We start from the raw sequence: 20,038 nt of genomic DNA on the forward strand, positions 1-20,038 counted from the left end.
GCCCCCGCCGGACAGCGGTGGCACAGGGGCGCCGCACGGAATCCACTCGAACGGGCGGGCGCGCACGGGCGCATCGGATGTTCCGGGCGCTTCCCGTGCGACAAAAACCTCTGGTGCGGCGTGTGTTGCTGTTGCTGGTTTCCTGGACGTGGCGAAACTCAATCAGATCATCGCAGTGGAGAAGGGCGTCAAGTCCAAGGCTCACCAGGACCTGACGGCGGCGCATCACGGCCTCCAGAAGGCCGGGCTGCTGGCCGGGATCTCCCGGACGTACCAGCCGAAGGACGAGGAGGGCGAGCAGTTGCCGCCCGAGTCCACCCTGGTGCAGATCAAGGCCGAGGACGTGCTGCGGGAGACCGCGGCGACCCTCACCCGCCTCTTCGACGTGACCGCCACGAAGGACTGGGCGAACTGCGCGGCCCGCGCCGACGTCTCGGTCGACGGACGCGTGCTCGTGAGCGACGTGCCGGTGTCGTACCTGCTCTTCCTGGAGAAGCAGCTCACGGACATCAACACCTTCGTTCGCAAGCTACCGGTGCTCGACGCCTCCGAGGCCTGGAGCCAGGACCCGTCGACGGACTCGTGGAAGACCGAGCCGGTGCGGACCCTGCGCACGAAGAAGGTGCCCCGTAACCACGTGAAGGCGGAGGCCACCGAGAAGCACCCGGCGCAGGTCGAGGTGTACTACGAGGACGTCCCGATCGGCTACTGGAGGACCGTGAAGTTCTCCGGGGCGCTGCCCGCGCGGCGGATCAACGAACTGCTCGACCGGGTGGAGAAGCTCCAGCAGGCCGTCAAGTTCGCCCGCGAGGAGGCCAACGGCGTGGACGTCACGGACCAGCGGGTGGGTGATGCGGTCTTCGGTTACCTCTTCGGATGAGGTGACCGACCATGGAATCCCCGGCGGCGGTCGACGCGGCCGGGGTGCGCGAGGAGCGCAAAGCTGACACTGAAGTTTGTCGTGACGACGCGGTTCAAGTGGAGGTTCGAGTCCTCCCCCGGCACTTCCGTACCTCCCGTACGGATGTCCGTACCTCCCGTACGGATGCGGGCCGGGGTAGCCCAACTGGCAGAGGCAGGCCGCGATCAATCTCAGACTCTTGCTCCAGATTCAGCATGCGCCGCCTATCGCCGAATCGACCGGGCCCGTGCCCGTGCGCGTCGAGATGCCGGTTCGACTCCGGCCCGCGGAGCTTCGATCCGCGGTCGTCTAAAGGCAGGACGCGGCGACATCAGACTGACACGGGACCTTTAAAAGTGTCGGCGTGCCGTACAGGCGGCAATCACAGGGCCCGGGGGCCGGCTACGCCCTCGGGCCCGCTCCCTTTCCCGGGGCTCCGCGTCACACCGCCGCGCGCAGTGACACCCCGCGCCCGGCGAAGAAGCGCTCGAACTCGGTCAGGGGAAGCTCCGCCGCCCGGGTCGCGGCCGACGTGCCGGACGGGTTGTGGAAGTGGACGCCCGTCCCGTCGGAGGTGCGGGACGTCAGGAGCACCAGGTGGCCACCGCGTCCCGGTGCGGGCCGCCGCGGATGGCGGATCGCGTAGTGCACCGACGCCATGACGGACCGGCCCCCGTCCAGCAGGTCCAGCATCTCCGCCGGTGCGAGATGCCGGTGGACCGTCGCCTCCAGGCCGTGCTTCTCACGTACGTACGTGGCGAACGGGGCGTAGACCAGTCCCCGGATCGCGCCGTCGGTGTCCTCCGTGTACGCGCCGTACTCCAGCGCTCCGTCCCGCAGTACGAAGAGTGACGGGGCATCGGCGCCGAGCGCCATGCGCAGGCAGGTCATACCGCACAGATGGCCCGCCCACCGTGCGTACTCCGCCGGTGAGCTCGCGCCCGACTCCGCCCAGGCGGGGTCGGACGCCGGGTCGAGCCCGCCCTCGACGATCGGCCCGACGAGCTCGAACGAGGCGAACTGGGTGTGCACCGGGACCTGGCAGGTGGGGCAGCTCACGATCGGTATCCGTTCATCGCCGGCGGGTACTCACTGCCGGTACCCCGCCAGGAAGCGGCCGATGCGGCTGATCGCCGCGTCAAGATCGTCAGCGTACGGGAGGGTCAGGATCCGGAAGTGGTCGGGCCGCGGCCAGTTGAAACCCGTGCCCTGGACGACCTGGATCTTCTCGCGCAGCAGCAGGTCCAGGACGAACTTCTCGTCGTCGACGATCGGGTGCACCTTCGGGTCGATGCGCGGGAAGGCGTACAGCGCGCCCTTCGGCTTCACGCACGACACCCCGGGGATCTCGTTCAGCTTCTCCCAGGCGCGGTTGCGCTGCTCGTACAGCCTGCCCCCGGGAACGACCAGTTCCCGGATGGACTGGCAGCCCCCGAGCGCGGCCTGGATCGCGTACTGCGCAGGGGCGTTGGGGCACAGCCGCATGGAGGCGAGCATGATGAGCCCCTCCAGGTAGCTGCGGGCGTGCTGCTTCGGACCCGACACCACCATCCAGCCCGAACGGAAGCCGGCCACGCGGTACGTCTTGGAGAGCCCGCTGAAGGTGAGGCAGACCAGGTCGGGAGCGAGGACCGCCACGCTGTGGTGCTCGGCGTCGTCGTACAGGATCTGGTCGTAGATCTCGTCGGCGAACACCATCAGGCCGTGCCGGCGCGCCAGGTCGAGGATGCCTTCGAGGATCTCGCGCGGGTAGACGGCGCCGGTCGGGTTGTTGGGGTTGATGATCACGACGGCCCTGGTGCGGTCGGTGATCTTCGAGGCCATGTCGGCGAGGTCGGGGTTCCAGTCCGATGCCTCGTCGCACACGTAGTGCACGGCCTTGCCGCCGGCCAGCGTCGTCACCGCGGTCCACAGCGGATAGTCCGGGGACGGGATGAGCACCTCGTCGCCGTCCTCCAGCAGCCCCTGCACCGCCATCGAGATCAGCTCGGAGACGCCGTTGCCGAGGAAGATGTCATCGACGCCGACCTCCGCAAGCCCCATCGCCTGGTAGCGCTGCGCCACGGCCCGGCGGGCGGACAGGATGCCGCGCGAGTCGGTGTAGCCATGGGCCTGCGGGAGCATCCGGATCATGTCCTGGACGATCTCCTCCGGCGCCTCGAAACCGAACAGCGCCGGATTGCCCGTGTTGAGCCGCAGCACGCTGTGGCCCGCCTCCTCCAGGGCGTTGGCGTGCTCGATGACCGGGCCCCGGATCTCGTAACAGACCTCGTTGAGCTTGCTGGACTGGCGAAATTCCATGCGGTGCTGCCTCCCCGACCCGATTGCGATACTTGGTTTTACCAAGCTTGGGCTTGGAAAGTCCAACAACATGTCTAGACTGCGTCGCATGCCACGTCAGCAACAGCCCGCAACCCGCCCGGTCCGCCGCCGGAGTTACGACCAGTTCTGTGCCGGCGCCCGGGCGCTGGACGCGGTCGGCGACCGGTGGACCCTGCTGATCGTCCGTGAACTGCTGGCCGGGCCGCGCCGCTACACCGATCTGCACGCCGACCTCCCCGGTGTCAGCACGGACGTCCTGGCCTCCCGGCTCAAGGACATGGAGCAGGGCGGGCTGGTCACCCGCCGCAGACTGCCGCCCCCCGCGGCGGCCGCGGTCTACGAACTCACCGAACGGGGACACGGACTGCTCCCCGTCCTCGCGGCGCTCGCCGAGTGGGGGGCGCCCGCGCTGGTGGAGCGAAGGCCCACGGACGCGGTCCGGGCGCACTGGTTCGCCCTTCCGCTGCTGCGCGCGCTGGACGGGTTCGGGGCAGCGGCTGCCGGCGGGGTGGTCGATGTGCACCTGGACGAGGGCGAGTTCCATGTGCGTACGGGGGAGCCGGCGTCGGGGGAACCGGTCTACGGGGACGGGCCCGCCACTCGCGCCGATGCGCGCATCACCCTCGACGCCGAGCTCTGTCTCGCGCTGGGGCGGGGCGAGCTGACGTTCGCCGAGGCCGTGAAGGACGGGCGGATCGAGGTGGCCGGTGACGGGCCGCTGGCGGCGGAGCTGCGCGGCGCCTGACGGGACGGTGGTGGTGGCGTGACATGACGCGTGCGACGGCGTGATTCGCGCGGTCAACCTCTGGGTAGTGTCGGGGCATTTGGGATGTCCGGGACAACGATATGGAGGAGTCACGCGTGAGAACGAGCAGACAGCAGGGGCGGCAGGGATCCCAGGGGCGACCGGGTTTCCAGGGGCGACCGGGTAGAGCGCTCGTCATCGGGGGCTGTGTGGCCGCGCTCGGCTTCGTACCGGCGGCGGCCGTCGCCACCCCCGGCAGCGGGGTGAGCGGCACCGTGGTCGCGGAGGGCACGTCAGCGGGCAAGCTGAAGGTGAAGGCACCGAAGGGGCGCACCGACGTCACCTTCCGGACGATCACGGTCGAGCCGGGCGGTTCCACCGGCTGGCACACCCACCGCGGCCAGCTGATCGCCGTCGTCAAGTCCGGGACGCTGACCCGCACCCTGGACGACTGCACGGTCGAGGCGACGCCTGCGGGCACGTCGTTCATCGAGCCGTCCGGCACGAAGCACCGCCACATCGGACGCAATCTGGGCACCGAACCCGTCGTCCTCTGGGTGACCTATCTGCTGCCCGAGGGCAGCCCGCTCTCCGACGACGCCGATGCGGTGGACTGCGGCAAGAAGTAGCGCGAGGCACCCGCCCTCTGGCGCCCCGGCCGGCCGCCGGGCGCCGACCGTCAGCGGGCGAGTGTCTCCCCGTACGCGCCGAGACCGGCGCTCACCAGGCCGTCCGAGAAGGTCAGCACCTCGTACACCCGGCCCCCGATCTGATTGCGGTAGTCGATCACCACCGTGTCGACGCCCACCCGCACGTCCATCACCTCGAACGCGAGGTCGGGGATCAGCTCCAGCCCGCGTGCCCAGTACGCGCGCAGCTCACTCTTCCCGCGGACCGTGCCGGAGATGTCCCCGGTGAACCGCGCGATCATGGGGGAGCTGAACGTCACGTCCTCGTGGTAGTGCGCCAGGATGCGGTCCAGGTCGTGGGAGTTCCAGTCGTCCTGCCACGTCGAGGCGAACCTGCGGGCGAATTCGAGATCCATGGGCAGGACCGTAGCGCGCTCGAACGGGTGGGCGCCGAAGCTTTTCGGCGAGGGGTGCACGATGGACACGTGCGATTCGAAGCGATCACCTGGGAACGGCTGGCGGACGCGCTGGCCGCGCACGCCGACGCGCTGAAGCCTGCCGACGGAGGGCCCTGGCTCAAGATCGCCGTCGACGGCGCCCCGGCCGCCCGCACGGGCGAACCGGCCGAGGCGGTGGCCCAGGCGCTGCGGCTGCGTGGCCGGGCCGTGCTCCCGGTGTCCACCGCGGGGTTCCTGCGGCCGGCCAGTCTGCGGTACGAGTACGGCAGGCGGGACCCCGACTCGTACTACGGCAGCTGGTTCGACACCGGAGCGCTGTGGCGCGAGGTGTTCGGCCCGCTGGAGCCGGGTGGCAGCGGGCGGGTGCTGCCCGATCTGTGGGATCCGGTGACGGACCGGGCCACGCGGAGCCCGTACCGGACCCTGCCGGAGGGCGGAGTGCTGGTCCTGCACGGGCCGTTGCTGCTGGGGCACTGGTTCCCGTTCGACCTGAGCGTCCATCTGCGGCTGTCGGCGGGCGCGCTGCGGCGGCGCACGGGGGAGGGCGAGCAGTGGACCCTGCCCGCCTTCGCCCGGTACGAGGACGAGGTGGCGCCCACCGTCGGCGCGGACGTGGTCGTCAGGGCCGATGACCCGCACCATCCGGCCTGGACCGGGCTGCGGCAGGACGGGTAGCGCGTAAGGCGCCCGGCTCCGGCCGGGTGGACAGGGCCGGGCGGTCCTACCCCGCGGGCAACGGGGGCCGGCCGCCCACGGTCGTGACGGCCTCCGCCCCCGCCCGGCACCCCGCCGCCACCGCCGCCGCATCGTCGGCACCCGCCAGCCGGGCCGCCAGAAAGCCCCCGGTGAACGCGTCACCGGCCCCCGTGGAGTCCACGGCCGCGGGCACAGGTGCGGCCGGCACGCGGACGGTGACCGTTCCCGCGGTGGCCAGCAGGGCGCCACCCTCGCCCAGGGTGACCACGACCTGACGGACCAACAGGCTCAACTTGGCGGCGGCGTCCGCCGGTTCGGGGAGCCCGGTGAGCAGCCGGGCCTCGTCCGCGTTGGGCAGCAGGAGATCCGCACCCTCGACCAGCGCCAGGAACCGGTCGACGCCGAGTTCAGCCAGGAATCCGGCCGACGCCGGGTCGATGCTCACCGGGATGTGCCGCCGTCCCGCCTCCCGCAGGGCGAGCAGGGCGGTTGCGCGGCTGGTCGCGGCGAAGAGGAGGTAACCGGACAGATGGAGGTGGGCGATGCCGTCGAGCATCGACGGCGAGAAGTCGTCGGGGGAGAGCCGCAGCACTGCCCCGCTGTCGGTGAGGAAGGTGCGCTCGGCGGAGGGGTCGACCAGCGCGACGACGGTGCCGGTGGGCGCCCCGTCGTCCACGGCCAGCAGCCCGCGCACCCCCGCGCGCCGCAGCAGGTCCCCGTGCCAGTCCGCGGAGTCGGCGCCGACACGGGCCACCAGTCGGGCGTCGCCGCAGCCCGAACGCACCGCCCAGCAGGCCACGTTGGCTCCCGCGCCACCGGCCCGCGTCCGGATCCTGGCCATCGTGTCCGTGCCGTGGACCAGCGCCGAACCGTGCCGTGCCACCACATCCGTGACCACGTCCCCGACGACGAGAAGGCCGCCGGTCACCGGGCGGCCCAGGCGGTGGCGATCCGCGCGGCGAGCGCCACGTTGCCGCGGACGGCCGCCAGGTTGGCCTCCAGCGAGGCGCCCTCGGTGCCCCGCATCAGATGATCGAGCAGAAACGGTGTGACGGCCTGTCCGGCGATGCCGCGCTCCCGGCACGCGTCCAGCGCCTCGGCCAGCACCCGGTCGTGCAGGACGGGATCCAGCTGTTCGTCCTCCGGCACGGGGTTGGCCACGATCAGCGCGGCCTCCGGACCGCCGAGCGCGTCCTGGGCGCCCATCACCTCGGCCACCTCCTCCGGCGACCGCACGGTCCAGTCGACCGGCTCGCCCGAACTGCTCAGGTAGAAGCCGGGGAACCGGTCGGTGCCGTATCCGAGAACCCCGACCCCGAGCGTTTCCAGACGCTGCAGCGTGGCGGGCACGTCCAGGATCGACTTCACCCCCGCGCAGACCACGGTGATGCCCGTCCGCGCCAGCAGCCGCAGATCCGCGGACTCGTCCTGCGTCTCGGTCCAGCCCCGGTGCACGCCCCCGAGCCCGCCGGTCGCGAAGACGCGCAGGCCCGCCCGTGCGGCGAGGAAAGCGGTCGCCGAGACCGTCGTGGCCCCGCTCGCACCCGTCGCCAGTGCCGGTGCGAGGTCCCGGTGCCCCAGCTTGCGCATGGCCGGGTCCTCGGCGACCCGCTCCAACTGGGCCTTGTCCAGGCCGACCCGGGCGCTGCCGTCCAGCACGGCGACCGTGGCGGGCACGGCCCCGGCCGACCGCACGATCCCCTCCAGCTCCTCGGCTACCCGCAGGTTGCGGGGGCGGGGCAGGCCGTGGGCGATGATCGTCGACTCCAGGGCGACGACGGGCTGTTGGGCGGCGAGGGCGGCCCGCACCTCCGCGGAGAGAACGGGCGCACCGGGGGCGGCGTCGAACGGCTCAGTCAGTGACATGTCCACATCTTTGTCGCGCCTGGGCCGCACTCAAACGTAGACCGCCCGGGCAGCGGGAGATCGCTGCGGGCCGAGCCGCCACAGGGCAGGGGCGGAGGAGACGGCAGGCTGGCCGCCGTTCGGTTGCCGTTCGGTCGCGGCACCGGAGCCTGACGAGCCGGACTTCTTTCGGTCCGTCCCTGGTGGCGAGGCGTCCCGTGGTGGTCGCTAAGGTGACCGGCCATGACCACACTTGATCAAGCTCCTGCCTCTTTCGCCGTGCACATTCCCGATGCCGTGCTCGAACCGGAACCGCTTGAACCCGGGCAGATCGTCTCGGGTGCACCCGAGGTCACCGGCAAGGTGCTGTGGGAGTCGGCCGACGGCAGGCAGGTGCGCGGGATCTGGCAGATCACGCCGGGCGTGGTCACGGACACCGAGGCCAACGAGCTGTTCGTCGTCGTCAGCGGACGTGCGACCGTGGCGGTCGAGGGCGGTGCCACGCTGGAGATCGGCCCCGGCGACGCCTGCGTACTGCGCGAGGGCGACCGTACGACGTGGACCGTGCACGAGACGCTGCGCAAGGCGTACCACATCAGCCTCTGACCTCTGAGCGTCCGCCGGGCAGCCCGTGAGCCAGGTCCCGCCCCCGGCGGGACGGGCTCAGGCCGTCGCGCGGCGGGCGAGGGTCCGGCGCAGGGCCAGCGCCGCCATCGGCAGCAGCAGGCATGCGCCTGCCGCGTTGAGCCAGCCGTAGCCGGCCTGGGAGACGATCACTCCGGCCACCGCCCCGCCGATGCCGGCCGACGCGTTCATGGTGAGGTCCGACAGCCCTTGCACGGCGGCGCGTGCGGCCTGGGGCACGGAGTCGGTGAGCAGCGCCGAACCCGCGACCAGGCCCGCGGACCAGCCGAGCCCGAGCACGAACAGTCCGGCCGCGGTCCTGCCGTGCGCGGCGCCCGAGGTGCCTGCCAGGAGTGCGGCGAGGGCGAGCAGCCCGGCCGCGAGCCCGATGACGGTGAGGCGGCCGAAGCGGTCCGACAGCCAGCCCATCACCGGCGAGAACGCGTACATCCCGGCGATGTGGCCACTGATCACCAGGCCGATCAACTGGAGGTCCGCGCCGTGGTGGCCGAGGTCGACCGGCGTCATCACCATGATCGAGACCATCGCGGTGTGCGAGACGGTCACGGTCACCAGGGCGAGCCGGGCCATGGGCGACGCCCGCACGGCCGCGACGCCCGCGCGCAGTGAACGGCCCCCGGCCGACCGGTTCTCCCGCGGGGCCAGGGCACGCGCGGTGAGGAGGGGGTCGGGCCGCAGCAGTACCGCGACCACGGCGGCGGCGAGCAGGAAGATGCCGGCCGCCCAGACGAACGGGCCGGCCGTCTCCGAGACGCCGGTGCCGCGGAAGACCCGGCCTGCCGGGGCCGCGATGTTGGGCCCGAGTACCGAACCGATGGTGGTGGCCCAGATGACGGTCGAGATCGCCCGGCCCCGCCGGTCGGGTTCGGCCAGATCGGCGGCGGCGAACCGGGCCTGGAGGTTGGCCGAGGAACCCGCGCCGAACCCGGCCATGCCGAGCAGCAGCAGCGGGAAACTCCCCACTACGGTCGCCAGCACCACGAGACCCGCGCCGAGCGCCCCGATCAGATACGCCAGCACGAGCCCGGGACGACGGCCCCGCGAGGTCATCAGCGCGGCCAGCGGCAGGGACAGCAGGGCCGTGCCGGTGACCGAGGCGGTGGGGGCGAGGCCCGACAGCGCCTCGGAGCCGCTGACGCGTGTCGCGAGCACGGGGGCCAGGGCGATGCCGATGGGCACGCCGAGGCCGCCGAGTATCTGACTGACGATGAGCACCGCGGACGTCCTGCGCCGGAGCCGGGGTAGATCGGCCGCGGTGACCTGCCCGGCAGGACTCGGCCCCGCGGGGGCGTCGGGAGCGTCGAGGGTGTCGGTCACCGACGCAGTGTGCCAGGCGGTGCGCCGGTTCCGAACCCCGCGGACCGTGCCGGCTCAGAACAACGGCTGGGGAAGCACACCCTCCAGGGCCAGCAGCTGCCGCTTGGTCTCCAGGCCGCCGCCGAAGCCGCCGAGCCCGCCGTCGCTCTCCACCACCCGGTGACAGGGCACCACCACGGGCAGCGGGTTGGAGCCCATGGCGGCACCGACCGCCTGGGCCGCCCCGGGCTGCCCCACCCGGCCGGCGAGATCCCCGTACCCGGCGACCGCGCCGTACGGTACGCCCGCCGCCAGCTCGCGCAGCACCTGGCGGTTGAAGCCGCTCGTCAGCGACCAGTCCAGGTCGAGCGAGAACTCCCGCAGGGTGCCCGCGAAGTACGCCGCGAGCTGGCGTATGGGCTCGGCGAGCCGGGCGGAGCCGGGTGCCTCCACGGGTTCGGCGCCCAGCCGGGTACGCAGCCGGTCCAGCACCTTGTCGCGGACCGCCGGCCCGGCGTGGAAGACCACGGTCACCAGCCCGGCGTCGGTCGCGGCCAGCAGGAGCGGGCCGATGTCACTGTCGACCACGGCCCACTCGACAACCCCGTCGCTGTTCATGTGCACCACGCTACGGCCGCCCACTGACAATCGGCGGTGGGCGGCCTCCTGGCCGTGGGCGAGCGGTCAGCCGGTGGCCTCACGCACCACGTCGGGGGTGTTGGTGATGATGCCGTCCACGCCGTAGCCGGCCACCTGGAGCGCGTGCTCCGCGTCGTTGACCGTCCAGGCGTTGACCCGGAGCCGCTTGTCGTGAGGTCCCTTCAGCGCGTGCACCGCCGCCACGTACTCGCCCGACAGCGAGGTGTGCGCCGGATTGATCTGGTCGGTGAACTTCGCGTACGAGGGCAGGTCGGCGACGGCCGGGGTACCGAGGAAGCCCGTGATGACGTCCGGACGCTGCTCGTGCACCTTGCGCACACTGTCGGCTCCGAAGCTCTGGATCACCAGACGGCTGCTGACGTGCCCGCGGTCGAGCCACCCTTCCTGACGCAGGACCCGCAGGGTCGCCTGCTCGATCCCGGGGTAGGTCTCGGGACTCTTGATCTCCAGCAGCAGGTTCTGCCGGTTGCGCCCGATCCGTTGCAGATACTGCCGGAGCGTGGGCACCCGGGCCCCGGCGTACTGCGGACCGAACCAGCTGCCCGCGTCCAGCCGGGCGATCTCGGCGGCCGTGAAGTCCTTGACCGCCCACGGCGCACGGTCGGGGAAGACCTCCTCGGCATCCGTGGTCCGCTTCAGGCTGGTGTCGTGGATGACGACCAGCACGCCGTCCCGGGTGAGCTGGACGTCGTTCTCGACCCAGTCGAAGCCCAGGACGTCGGCCTTGTCCACGGCCACCAGGGTGTTCTCCGGCGCGTACGCCGACGCACCCCGGTGGGCGATGACGAGCGGGTCGCCCGTCCGGCCCCGGGCCGCGTCGCCCGCCGTCCGGACTCCGGGGCCCACGACCGTCGCGGAGCGGGCGGCGACGGTGTGGGCCACCGCCGCGGGCCGGCCGGTCGGGGCGGCGTCCGTGCCCGGTGCGGCGGCGGTCGTACTCGACATCAGCAGTGCGCCGGCACCCAGCAGGGCGGCGGCAGCGACGGAGGCGGTTGCGGTGCCTGCGTACACGTGGACTCCTTGCGTCAGAGTTGCGGACGGCCCGAGGTTCCCAGCCGTCCCCGAACGGGGAACAGGCGAAGGGTGACGGTGACGTGAACGTGTCCCGGGGACCGGGTCACGGGCCGCTGCCCCTGTCGGTAAAATGCAGCTCTTCTGTTTGTTTGCCGGGCCTTGCGCCTTAGGGTCATCCGAACCCGGGCTTCTGCGAAGGGCGTACGAGCATGCAGGGAACGATCGACGGTTTCGGCTATGGGGCGGTCACTCCCGCGGCCGCTTTTCTCATGGCCTGTCTCGGCGCGGCCCTGGGCCTGCGCTGCACCACCCGGTCATTGCGTACCGAGCGCTCCTTCAAGGCCGGCTGGCTGGCTCTGGGTGCGACCTCCATAGGCTCCGGCATCTGGACGATGCACTTCATCGCGATGGTGGGATTCACCGTCGAAGAGGTGCCGATCGGCTACGACAAGCCGATCACCTTCGCCAGCCTCGCCGTCGCGATCGTCATGGTCGGCATCGGGATCTTCCTGGTCGGGTACCGCGGCGCCACCCGCATGGCGCTGGTGACGGGAGGGACGATCACCGGACTCGGCGTGGCCTCCATGCACTACCTCGGCATGGCCGGTATGCGACTTGATGGGCAGTTCGAGTACGACACGATCACCGTGTCGCTCTCGGTCGTCATCGCCGTGGTGGCCTCCACCGCCGCCCTCTGGGCCGCGGTCTCCATCCACGGCTTCCTGCCCAGCCTCGGTGCCAGCGTCGTGATGGGTGTCGCGGTGAGCGGCATGCACTACACCGGCATGGCCGCCCTCAGGGTTCATCTCCATCCCGCCGCCCTCACCGGCACCCCCTCCGGCCCGGGCGACAGCGCGACCGCTCTGCTCGTCCCCATGCTGATCGGCCCGGCCTGTTTCCTGGTGCTGGCCGCCGTCGTCGTGATGTTCGACCCCCTGGTGGTCATGGGCACCCCCGACTGGAACGACCCCGCGGCCGTCCGCGGAGCCCGGATGCCCGGGATCCCGGCCCAGCGTCAGGTACCCCGGTTCGGTACGCACGCCGACCCGGCGTCGTTCCACTCGCAGCACCGGGAGTCCGCGCAGCCCCAGGACTGGTGACCGGGGGCCGCCGCGGGCGCTGATCCGGCCCCGTTGTCAGTGGGGGGTCGTACGGTGGTTGCATGCGGCCCGTTTCGAAGATCGAACGTTCGGTGGCGCCTTTCGAGGTCGTCAGTCCCTACCAGCCCAGCGGCGACCAGCCGGCGGCCATCGCCGAGCTGGAGCGGCGCGTCCGGGCAGGTGAGAAGGACGTCGTGCTCCTCGGCGCGACCGGCACCGGCAAGTCGGCGACCACCGCCTGGATGATCGAGAAGCTTCAGCGCCCCACCCTGGTGATGGCACCGAACAAGACCCTCGCAGCCCAGCTGGCCAACGAGTTCCGCGAACTCCTGCCGAACAACGCCGTCGAGTACTTCGTCTCGTACTACGACTACTACCAGCCCGAGGCGTACGTCCCGCAGTCGGACACCTACATCGAGAAGGACTCCTCGATCAACGAGGAGGTCGAGCGGCTGCGCCACTCCGCCACGAATTCGCTGCTCACCCGGCGGGACGTCGTCGTGGTCGCCTCGGTGTCCTGCATCTACGGCCTCGGTACCCCGCAGGAGTACGTGGACCGGATGGTCCAGCTCAAGGTGGGCGACGAGATGGACCGCGACCAGCTGCTGCGCCGCTTCGTCGAGATGCAGTACACGCGCAACGACCTGGCGTTCACCCGGGGCACCTTCAGGGTGCGCGGCGACACCATCGAGATCTTCCCGGTCTACGAGGAGCTCGCCGTCCGCATCGAGATGTTCGGTGACGAGATCGAGGCCCTCTCCACGCTCCACCCGCTCACCGGCGAGATCATCAGCGAGGACCGGTCGCTCCACGTCTTCCCCGCCAGCCACTACGTCGCGGGCCCCGAGCGCATGGAGAAGGCGGTCGGCCGCATCGAGCGGGAGCTGGAGCAGCGCCTCGCCGAGCTGGAGAAGCAGGGCAAGATGCTGGAGGCCCAGCGGCTCCGCATGCGCACGACGTACGACATCGAGATGCTCCGCCAGATCGGCACCTGCTCCGGCGTCGAGAACTACTCGATGCACTTCGACGACCGCGACCCCGGCACCGCCCCCCACACCCTCCTCGACTACTTCCCCGAGGACTTCCTCCTCGTCCTGGACGAGTCGCACGTCACCGTGCCGCAGATCGGCGCGATGTACGAGGGCGACGCCTCCCGCAAGCGGACCCTCGTCGACCACGGTTTCCGGCTGCCCTCCGCCCTGGACAACCGCCCGCTGAAGTGGGAGGAGTTCCTCGGACGGATCAACCAGACGGTCTACCTCTCCGCCACCCCGGGAAAGTACGAGCTCTCCCGGGGCGACGGCTTCGTGGAGCAGATCATCCGGCCCACCGGCCTCGTCGACCCGGAGATCGTCGTCAAGCCCACCGAGGGCCAGATCGACGACCTGGTCCACGAGATCCGCAAGCGCACCGAGAAGGACGAGCGGGTCCTGGTCACCACCCTCACCAAGAAGATGTCGGAGGACCTCACCGACTACTTCCTGGAGCTGGGCATCCAGGTCCGCTATCTGCACAGCGACGTCGACACCCTGCGCCGCATCGAGCTGCTGCGCGAGCTGCGCTCCGGCGAGTACGACGTCCTGGTCGGGATCAACCTGCTGCGAGAGGGCCTCGACCTGCCCGAGGTGTCGCTCGTGGCCATCCTCGACGCCGACAAGCAGGGCTTCCTGCGCTCGGCCACCTCACTGATCCAGACCGTCGGACGCGCGGCTCGTAACGTGTCGGGGCAGGTCCATATGTACGCGGACAAGATCACCCCGGCGATGGCGCAGGCCATCGACGAGACCAACCGCCGCCGCGAGAAGCAGATCGCGTACAACACCGAGCGCGGACTCGACCCGCAGCCGCTGCGCAAGAAGATCAACGACATCGTCGCGACGATCGCCCGCGAGGAGGTCGACACCGAGCAGCTGCTCGGCACCGGCTACCGACAGACCAAGGGGGCCAAGGCACCCGTGCCCACGCTGGGCGTCAAGGCCGGTGCGGCGAAGGGAAAGGCCGGTGGCGGCAAGGCGGCGGTCACGGACCGACCGGCCACCGAGCTCGCCGGGATCATCGAGGAGATGACCGACCGGATGCGTGCGGCCGCCGCGGACCTGCAGTTCGAGGTGGCCGCCCGACTGCGTGACGAGGTGGGGGAGTTGAAGAAGGAGTTGCGCCAGATGCGGGAGGCGGGTCTGGCCTGACCACGTGGCACGTGGTGTGTTGCAAGACCGACACAAAACGGCCCTCGGTAGCTGTGCCCGTGGTGGGACTGCGTAGGGTGCTGGAAAACCGCGCAAGGACGGTTGCGGGGACAGCGGAGAGGGGACAGCGCGTGACGGTCAATATGACCAAGGGTCAGGCCATCAGCCTGCAGAAGAGCGACGGGGGGACCCTGACCGCGGTACGGATGGGGCTCGGCTGGCAGGCGGCTCCGCGCCGCGGTCTGTTCGGCTCCCGCACCCGGGAGATCGACCTGGATGCCTCGGCGGTCCTGTTCGCCGACAAGCAGCCGGTCGACGTCGTGTTCTTCCGGCACCTCGTCAGTGACGACGGCTCGGTCAAGCACACCGGGGACAACCTCGTCGGCGGCGCCGGTTCGGGCGGCGACGACGAGGCGATCCTGGTCGACCTCCAGCGGGTGCCGGTCCACATCGACCAGATCGTCTTCACGGTGAACTCCTTCACCGGCCAGACGTTCCAGGAGGTGCAGAACGCCTTCTGCCGCATCGTGGACGAGACCAACGGCCAGGAGCTCGCCCGCTACACGCTGGACGGCGGCGGGCAGTACACCGCCCAGATCATGGCGAAGGTGCACCGTGCGGGGAGCGGGTGGCAGATGACCGCCATCGGTACCCCGGCCAACGGCCGCACCTTCCAGGACCTCATGCCGGCGATCCTGCCGCACCTGTAAGCAGGGCCGGACCCACGGGTCCGCATCACGACGCGCAGCTCCCGGCGGCATCGGCCACCGGGAGCTGCACCGCATCGCGGCACACGCCACCGCCCGGCGCCGCGACGGCACCGCACCACGCACGACTCCGCATCGCGCAGCAGCAACTCGTCGAGGGGACAGGGCAATGACGGCCGAGCTGGTCCGGGGGCAGAACCACACGTTGCCCCAGACCCGTCTGGAGATCCGGGTTTCGGCCGGCGCGCCCGTCGTGGCCGGCGCCACGCTCGGGGACGATCGCGGCACGGTGCGCGGCGTCGAGTGGATAGCCCATCCCGGGTCGCCGCAGCTGCCGGGACTGGAAGTGTCCAGGCAGGCCGCGGCCGAGCACCGGCTCGCCGTCGACCTCGACGCCCTGCCCGAGGCGGTGCACCGGGTCACGGTGCTGCTGGCGCTGCCGCTGGAGGCGGGCGGCCCGAACCGGTTCGGGGCCGTCGCCTCGCCGTTCGTCGCGGTCACCGGGCTCGACGGCACGGAGATCGCCACCTTCACCCTGACCGGTCTGGACACCGAGTCCGCGGTCGCCGCCCTGGAGCTCTACCGCCGGCAGGGGGCCTGGAAGGTCCGCGCGGTCGGCCAGGGCTATGCCGGCGGGCTCGCCGCGATGCTCGCCGACCAGGGGGTGACCGGGGCGGCCGACCTGGCACGGTCGATCCAGGAAGCGGTCGCCCGCGGTCTGGACCGCTCGGTGGCCCCGCCCCCGCCCCGCACCCCGGAGGGCGAGCGGGTCAGGCACGCGGGGAGCCCCGCGTCTGCCCAGGGTGCAGGCAGGCCCCAGGCGGGCCCGCTCCCCGGCCCCGACGAGCCCGCCGCCCCGGCTGCCACCCCGGTCGCCCCCGCCTCGGCCCCCGCGGGCGGCCCCATCGACTACGCGCACCCGCGCCGCCAGGCCGCGGCACCCCCGCCGCCGCCGCCCGCGGCGCCCCCCGCCCAGCCCGGCCGGCCCGCGACCCCCGTGGCGGGGGACGCCACCGGCTGGTCCATGGACGAGCGCCTCTACAACCAGGTCTGGGGCATGTTCGAGGACCTGGCCCGGACCGCCGCCGCGTACCGCAGCGCCGTCGACTTCGCCGAGTCCCGGATGGACCAGGAGCTGGAGCGGACCCTGTCCGATCCGCGCAGCCGGATCGGCGGGGCGGGCGACCTGGCCCGTGAACAGGCCCGTGCCAAGCGCGACGAGCTGACCGGCCGCGCCCGCGAGGCGCTGGACCGGGACCTCGCGCAGCTCGCCGCCGAGGCCGCTGTGGTGGAACCCGCGCTGCCCGCCGCGTACGCGGGCTGGGACAACCCGGTGTGGCACGGGTACCGCGTCCCGATGGAGATTCCCATGGCTCTGCGGATCGGTGACCTCCACCTGCCGGAGAGCACCGGGATGAGCATCCCGCTGCTCGTCCGGCTGCCGCTGGAGCGCGGCATGTGGATCGACAGCGGGCGCACGGCGTCCGAGGCCGCCGCCCTGACCGATTCGGACCAGCTGCGCCGGCTGGCGATGGAGAGCGCCGTCCTGCACGCGGCGCGGATGCTCGCCGTCTACCCGCCGAACGAGTTCTCGGTCCATGTCATCGACCCGGCGGGCTCCGCCGCCGCGGCACTGGCCCCGCTGGTCGGCGCCGGGGTGCTCGCGGGCCCGCCCGCGTCCGGGCCCGGGGGAGTGTCCTCGGTCCTCGCCCAGCTGACCCGGCGGGTCGACCTGGTGCAGATGGCGATCAGGGCCGGAGCCGCCGATTCGCTGCCGTCCGATCTGGACCCGGCCGAGCAGTTGCTGATCGTCAACGACTTCCCGCACGGTTTCGACGACCGTGCCGTCACCCAGCTGCGCTATCTCGCCGACGAGGGGCCGTCCGTCGGTGTGCATCTGATGATGGTCGCGGACCGGGAGGACGCCTCCGCGTACGGTCCGGTGCTCGACCCGCTGTGGCGGTCCCTGCTCCGCGTCACCCCGGTCGCCGACGACCACCTGGCCGACCCCTGGGTCGGTCACGCCTGGACGTACGAGCCGCTCAGGACCCCGGCCGGCAGTCGCGTGCTGGAGCAGGTGCTGGAGCGGGTCGCCGCCGCGCGTCGCACCGGGCATCGCTGAGCCAGCGGCCGGGCCGGTCCACCCACACCTGTTCCGACCTGGTGTTTTGGATCTTCTTTACCCTGTTCTTTACCTTTCCTTGGTGTTCCCTGTACTGTTCTTTGGGCGGAGGGGAGTACTCCCGATCGCGGCGTGCCCGTCAGTACGGACTGTGACCGGTCCCGGGGCGCCGGCCAGGCGCGCATCCCGTGCGCCCAGGTGGAAGAGACCTCCGGCAGCGACGACGCTGATCAGTAGCCGTAGCGAACTGCCGGAGGCGCAGTGGACGTTTCATGGACCCTCTGGGCGCTGACCATTCTTGGTCTGGGCGCCCTCATCGCCGTCGACTTCTTCATCGGGCGCAAGCCCCATGACGTATCGACCAAGGAAGCCGGAATCTGGACGGTCGTCTGGATCGCGCTGGCCGCCCTCTTCGGGCTCGGCCTGCTCGTGTTCGGCGAAAGTCAGGCCTCGGGCGAGTTCTTCGCCGGATTCATCACCGAGAAGTCACTGAGCGTCGACAATCTCTTCGTCTTCGTGCTGATCATGGCGAAGTTCTCGGTGCCCTCCCACCTCCAACAGCGGGTGCTGCTCGTCGGCGTGCTGATCGCGCTGGTGCTGAGGGCGATCTTCATCGCCGCCGGTGCCGCGGTCATCGCCAACTTCTCGTGGGTCTTCTACATCTTCGGCGCGTTCCTGATCTACACCGCCTGGAAGCTGGTCCAGGAGGCCCGGGCCGATGAGGAGGAAGAGGAGTTCGAGGAGAACCGCCTCCTCAAGAACATCGAGCGCCGCTTCGGTGTCGCCGACCGGTACCACGGCACCAAGCTCTTCATCCGCAACAACGGCAAGCGCGTCCTGACACCCCTGATGGTCGTCATGCTCGCCATCGGCACCACCGATGTGCTGTTCGCGCTGGACTCCATCCCCGCGATCTTCGGCCTGACCCAGGACCCGTACATCGTGTTCACGGCCAACGCCTTCGCGCTGATGGGGCTGCGACAGCTGTACTTCCTGATCGGCGGCCTGCTCAAGAAGCTGGTCCACCTCAGCTACGGGCTCTCGGTCATCCTCGGCTTCATCGGCATCAAGCTCGTGCTGCACGCGCTGCACGAGTCCGGGGTGCACGTCCCCGAGATCTCCATCCCGGTCTCGCTCGGCGTCATCTGCGGGGTGCTCGTGATCACCACGATCACCAGCCTGATCGCCAACAAGAAGACGGCCGAGGCCGAGGCCGCCGCGGAGGCGGGGAAGGCCGCGGATCCCGCAGACAAGGGTGCCGGCGTAGACGCCTCGTAGTCGCCCGGGCGGAAACGGGGGGTGTGGGCGCGCGGATCACGCGCCCGCACCCCCCGTCGTCGTCACCGGCCCCGGGCGCGCCACTCCGGCAGCCGCGGGCGCTCGTCGCCCAGCGTGGTGTCGTGCCCGTGGCCCGGGTAGACCCAGGTCTCGTCGGGCAGTGGTTCGAAGAGCTTGGCCTCCACCTCGCGCAGCAGGCTCTCGAACGCCCCGGGGACCTCGAACGTGTTGCCGACCCCGCCCGGGAAGAGGCAGTCCCCGGTGAACAGGTGCGGAGCGCCGTGCGGGTCGTCGTAGAGGAGCACGATCGAGCCCGGGGTGTGACCGGTCAGATGGCGGGCGGTCAGCGCGACCTGCCCGACCCGGATCGTGTCGCCGTCCTCGACGAGCACATCCGTCGGGACCGGGATCCCCTCGGCGTCGAACCGCCCGGCGTACGTGCGCGCGCCGGTGGCCGCGACCACCTCGCCCAGCGCCTGCCAGTGGTCACCGTGCCGGTGCGTGGTGACGACCGAGGCGATCGAGTCGTCACCGATCAGCTGCAGCAGGGTGGCGGCGTCGTTGGCCGCGTCGATCAGGAGCTGCTCGCCGGTGGCCCGGCAGCGCAGCAGATAGGCGTTGTTGTTCATCGGGCCGACGGCGGCCTTGGAGATCATCAGGTCCGTCAACTCGTGTACGTCCGCACGCCCGCCGACCTTGACCGTTCCGCTGTACGTCATGCCTCTCAGCCTATAGCGGGGGCAGTGCGGGAAGGGTTCCGCCTTCAACCGTCAGGGTGGACCCGTCGCGCCGCCCGCTGAGCCAGCCGAGCAGGTCGGACGCCGTGCCACGGACCTCGACGGACCCGCCATCCGCACCGCCGCCGGTCGTCCAGGTGCGGCCTGTGTCGTCGGCCACGCCCGTCGGGACGACCGCCGGGTGTCCGGCGAAGCGCTCGGCCAGGAAGTCGATCTCCCGGGCGGTGAACTCGTCCGGCAAGTCCTCCAGCTCGTAGCCGACCCCCAGGTCGACGTGGTGCAGCTCGACCTCGATGCGGCGGCGGAAGGGAATCCGGGATGCCGAGTCCGTCACACCGTTACGCATCGCGACGGTCCGCGACCAGTCGGCCGGGGCCGCGGCGGCGTCCACGAAGCCGGCCGCGCTCGCGGCCAGGTCGGCCAGCTGCTCGGCCCGCGGCCGGGGCGCGTCGCGCTCGATGTCACGGTCGCGGGTTTCGCTGTCTGCGTACATGGGCCGGCCCTGGAGAACATTTACGAGCGCGTCGGCGTTACGTGAGAGGTGCGCGACGACATGACCCCGGCTCCAGCCCGGCAGACGCGACGGTTCGGCGAGTGCCGCGTCGTCCAGTTTCTCCGTGGCGCTGAGCAGTCGGACGGTCGCTTCTCGCAGTGCCGCGAGGTCGTGCACATGATCAGTCATGGGCCGAGCCTAGCG

Annotated in this window: 20 protein-coding genes; 10 read left to right on the forward strand and 10 right to left on the reverse strand. The window is 71.2% G+C overall.

Translation table 11 applies throughout. From position 1 onward, the window contains the following. Nucleotides 1–148 precede the first annotated feature (148 nt). On the forward strand, nt 149–880 hold the full coding sequence (locus ACIBJG_RS09215) for a hypothetical protein (RefSeq protein WP_399305926.1): 732 nt from the start codon (nt 149–151) through the stop codon (nt 878–880). 462 nt (nt 881–1,342) lie between these two features. On the opposite strand, the gene ACIBJG_RS09220 is transcribed toward ACIBJG_RS09215, so the two are convergent. Together ACIBJG_RS09220 and ACIBJG_RS09225 are read right to left on the reverse strand one after the other, a co-directional pair. Further along, nucleotides 1,343–1,963, reverse strand: a complete 621-nt coding sequence (locus ACIBJG_RS09220) for a peptidase (protein ID WP_399306299.1) — start codon at nt 1,961–1,963, stop codon at nt 1,343–1,345. A 27-nt stretch (nt 1,964–1,990) separates the two neighbouring features. Next, a complete protein-coding gene (locus ACIBJG_RS09225; RefSeq protein WP_399305928.1) occupies nt 1,991–3,202 on the reverse strand; it encodes a pyridoxal phosphate-dependent aminotransferase in 1,212 nt (403 codons plus the stop codon). Nucleotides 3,203–3,290: 88 nt separating this feature from the next. Here ACIBJG_RS09225 and ACIBJG_RS09230 point away from each other — a divergent pair, with 88 nt between their 5' ends. Together ACIBJG_RS09230 and ACIBJG_RS09235 are read left to right on the forward strand one after the other, a co-directional pair. Further along, entirely contained in the window at nt 3,291–3,968 is a 678-nt protein-coding gene (locus ACIBJG_RS09230) for a winged helix-turn-helix transcriptional regulator (RefSeq protein ID WP_399305931.1), read from the forward strand. A 116-nt stretch (nt 3,969–4,084) separates the two neighbouring features. Beyond that, nucleotides 4,085–4,597 carry a cupin domain-containing protein gene (locus ACIBJG_RS09235; RefSeq protein WP_399305934.1) on the forward strand — a complete coding sequence of 171 codons (513 nt, stop codon included), beginning with the start codon at nt 4,085–4,087 and terminating at the stop codon, nt 4,595–4,597. Between the two features lie 50 nt (nt 4,598–4,647). Here ACIBJG_RS09235 and ACIBJG_RS09240 read toward each other — a convergent pair whose 3' ends face one another. Further along, nucleotides 4,648–5,013, reverse strand: coding sequence for a nuclear transport factor 2 family protein (locus ACIBJG_RS09240; RefSeq protein WP_399305937.1), 366 nt, complete (start codon nt 5,011–5,013; stop codon nt 4,648–4,650). Between the two features lie 69 nt (nt 5,014–5,082). Here ACIBJG_RS09240 and ACIBJG_RS09245 point away from each other — a divergent pair, with 69 nt between their 5' ends. Then, complete coding sequence (locus ACIBJG_RS09245; protein ID WP_399305940.1) at nt 5,083–5,730, forward strand: uridine kinase; 648 nt, start codon at nt 5,083–5,085, stop codon at nt 5,728–5,730. A 46-nt stretch (nt 5,731–5,776) separates the two neighbouring features. Here the strand turns inward: ACIBJG_RS09245 and ACIBJG_RS09250 are convergent, their stop codons facing one another. After that, a complete protein-coding gene (locus tag ACIBJG_RS09250; protein ID WP_399305943.1) occupies nt 5,777–6,679 on the reverse strand; it encodes a carbohydrate kinase family protein in 903 nt (300 codons plus the stop codon). Further along, nucleotides 6,676–7,617, reverse strand: coding sequence for a pseudouridine-5'-phosphate glycosidase (locus ACIBJG_RS09255; protein WP_399305946.1), 942 nt, complete (start codon nt 7,615–7,617; stop codon nt 6,676–6,678). The genes ACIBJG_RS09250 and ACIBJG_RS09255 overlap by 4 nt, the downstream gene beginning before the upstream one ends. A 222-nt stretch (nt 7,618–7,839) precedes the next feature. On the opposite strand from ACIBJG_RS09255, the gene ACIBJG_RS09260 reads away from it, so the two are divergent. Beyond that, nucleotides 7,840–8,202 carry a cupin domain-containing protein gene (locus tag ACIBJG_RS09260; RefSeq protein WP_399305948.1) on the forward strand — a complete coding sequence of 121 codons (363 nt, stop codon included), beginning with the start codon at nt 7,840–7,842 and terminating at the stop codon, nt 8,200–8,202. Between the two features lie 57 nt (nt 8,203–8,259). Here ACIBJG_RS09260 and ACIBJG_RS09265 read toward each other — a convergent pair whose 3' ends face one another. The 3 genes from ACIBJG_RS09265 to ACIBJG_RS09275 all read right to left on the reverse strand — a co-directional run bounded on the left by ACIBJG_RS09265 (nt 8,260) and on the right by ACIBJG_RS09275 (nt 11,208). After that, entirely contained in the window at nt 8,260–9,558 is a 1,299-nt protein-coding gene (locus ACIBJG_RS09265) for an MFS transporter (RefSeq protein ID WP_399305950.1), read from the reverse strand. Between the two features lie 54 nt (nt 9,559–9,612). Beyond that, a complete protein-coding gene (locus tag ACIBJG_RS09270; protein WP_399305953.1) occupies nt 9,613–10,155 on the reverse strand; it encodes a methylated-DNA--[protein]-cysteine S-methyltransferase in 543 nt (180 codons plus the stop codon). A gap of 66 nt (nt 10,156–10,221) precedes the next feature. Continuing rightward, nucleotides 10,222–11,208, reverse strand: a complete 987-nt coding sequence (locus ACIBJG_RS09275; RefSeq protein WP_399305956.1) for a glycerophosphodiester phosphodiesterase — start codon at nt 11,206–11,208, stop codon at nt 10,222–10,224. Between the two features lie 212 nt (nt 11,209–11,420). On the opposite strand from ACIBJG_RS09275, the gene ACIBJG_RS09280 reads away from it, so the two are divergent. From ACIBJG_RS09280 to ACIBJG_RS09300, 5 genes are all read left to right on the forward strand, one after another. Next, nucleotides 11,421–12,311, forward strand: coding sequence for an MHYT domain-containing protein (locus ACIBJG_RS09280; RefSeq protein WP_399305958.1), 891 nt, complete (start codon nt 11,421–11,423; stop codon nt 12,309–12,311). A 62-nt stretch (nt 12,312–12,373) separates the two neighbouring features. Next, nucleotides 12,374–14,497 carry an excinuclease ABC subunit UvrB gene (uvrB, locus tag ACIBJG_RS09285; RefSeq protein WP_399305961.1) on the forward strand — a complete coding sequence of 708 codons (2,124 nt, stop codon included), beginning with the start codon at nt 12,374–12,376 and terminating at the stop codon, nt 14,495–14,497. A gap of 131 nt (nt 14,498–14,628) precedes the next feature. Then, nucleotides 14,629–15,207, forward strand: coding sequence for a TerD family protein (locus ACIBJG_RS09290; RefSeq protein WP_352125029.1), 579 nt, complete (start codon nt 14,629–14,631; stop codon nt 15,205–15,207). 166 nt (nt 15,208–15,373) lie between these two features. After that, nucleotides 15,374–17,326: a TerD family protein gene (locus ACIBJG_RS09295; protein WP_399305965.1), complete on the forward strand. Its 1,953-nt coding sequence runs from the start codon at nt 15,374–15,376 to the stop codon at nt 17,324–17,326. 261 nt (nt 17,327–17,587) lie between these two features. Further along, on the forward strand, nt 17,588–18,604 hold the full coding sequence (locus ACIBJG_RS09300; protein WP_399305968.1) for a TerC family protein: 1,017 nt from the start codon (nt 17,588–17,590) through the stop codon (nt 18,602–18,604). 62 nt (nt 18,605–18,666) lie between these two features. Here ACIBJG_RS09300 and ACIBJG_RS09305 read toward each other — a convergent pair whose 3' ends face one another. Beyond that, nucleotides 18,667–19,323, reverse strand: a complete 657-nt coding sequence (locus ACIBJG_RS09305) for an MBL fold metallo-hydrolase (protein WP_399305971.1) — start codon at nt 19,321–19,323, stop codon at nt 18,667–18,669. Between the two features lie 10 nt (nt 19,324–19,333). Beyond that, on the reverse strand, nt 19,334–20,023 hold the full coding sequence (locus tag ACIBJG_RS09310; protein WP_399305974.1) for a maleylpyruvate isomerase family mycothiol-dependent enzyme: 690 nt from the start codon (nt 20,021–20,023) through the stop codon (nt 19,334–19,336). Nucleotides 20,024–20,038 lie beyond the last annotated feature (15 nt).

This window comes from Streptomyces sp. NPDC050422 (genome assembly GCF_044458665.1).
Taxonomy (GTDB): Bacteria; Actinomycetota; Actinomycetes; order Streptomycetales; family Streptomycetaceae; genus Streptomyces.

Excerpts from the sequence above, each read along its gene's own strand:
- ACIBJG_RS09270 (WP_399305953.1), bottom strand. The coding sequence starts at position 10,155 with ATGAACAGCGACGGGGTTGTCGAGTGGGCCGTGGTCGACAGTGACATC.
- ACIBJG_RS09255 (WP_399305946.1), bottom strand. The coding sequence starts at position 7,617 with ATGTCACTGACTGAGCCGTTCGACGCCGCCCCCGGTGCGCCCGTTCTC.
- ACIBJG_RS09310 (WP_399305974.1), bottom strand. The coding sequence starts at position 20,023 with ATGACTGATCATGTGCACGACCTCGCGGCACTGCGAGAAGCGACCGTC.
- ACIBJG_RS09280 (WP_399305958.1), top strand. The coding sequence starts at position 11,421 with ATGCAGGGAACGATCGACGGTTTCGGCTATGGGGCGGTCACTCCCGCG.
- ACIBJG_RS09305 (WP_399305971.1), bottom strand. The coding sequence starts at position 19,323 with ATGACGTACAGCGGAACGGTCAAGGTCGGCGGGCGTGCGGACGTACAC.
- ACIBJG_RS09230 (WP_399305931.1), top strand. The coding sequence starts at position 3,291 with ATGCCACGTCAGCAACAGCCCGCAACCCGCCCGGTCCGCCGCCGGAGT.
- uvrB (WP_399305961.1), top strand. The coding sequence starts at position 12,374 with ATGCGGCCCGTTTCGAAGATCGAACGTTCGGTGGCGCCTTTCGAGGTC.
- ACIBJG_RS09295 (WP_399305965.1), top strand. The coding sequence starts at position 15,374 with ATGACGGCCGAGCTGGTCCGGGGGCAGAACCACACGTTGCCCCAGACC.
- ACIBJG_RS09240 (WP_399305937.1), bottom strand. The coding sequence starts at position 5,013 with ATGGATCTCGAATTCGCCCGCAGGTTCGCCTCGACGTGGCAGGACGAC.
- ACIBJG_RS09260 (WP_399305948.1), top strand. The coding sequence starts at position 7,840 with ATGACCACACTTGATCAAGCTCCTGCCTCTTTCGCCGTGCACATTCCC.
- ACIBJG_RS09225 (WP_399305928.1), bottom strand. The coding sequence starts at position 3,202 with ATGGAATTTCGCCAGTCCAGCAAGCTCAACGAGGTCTGTTACGAGATC.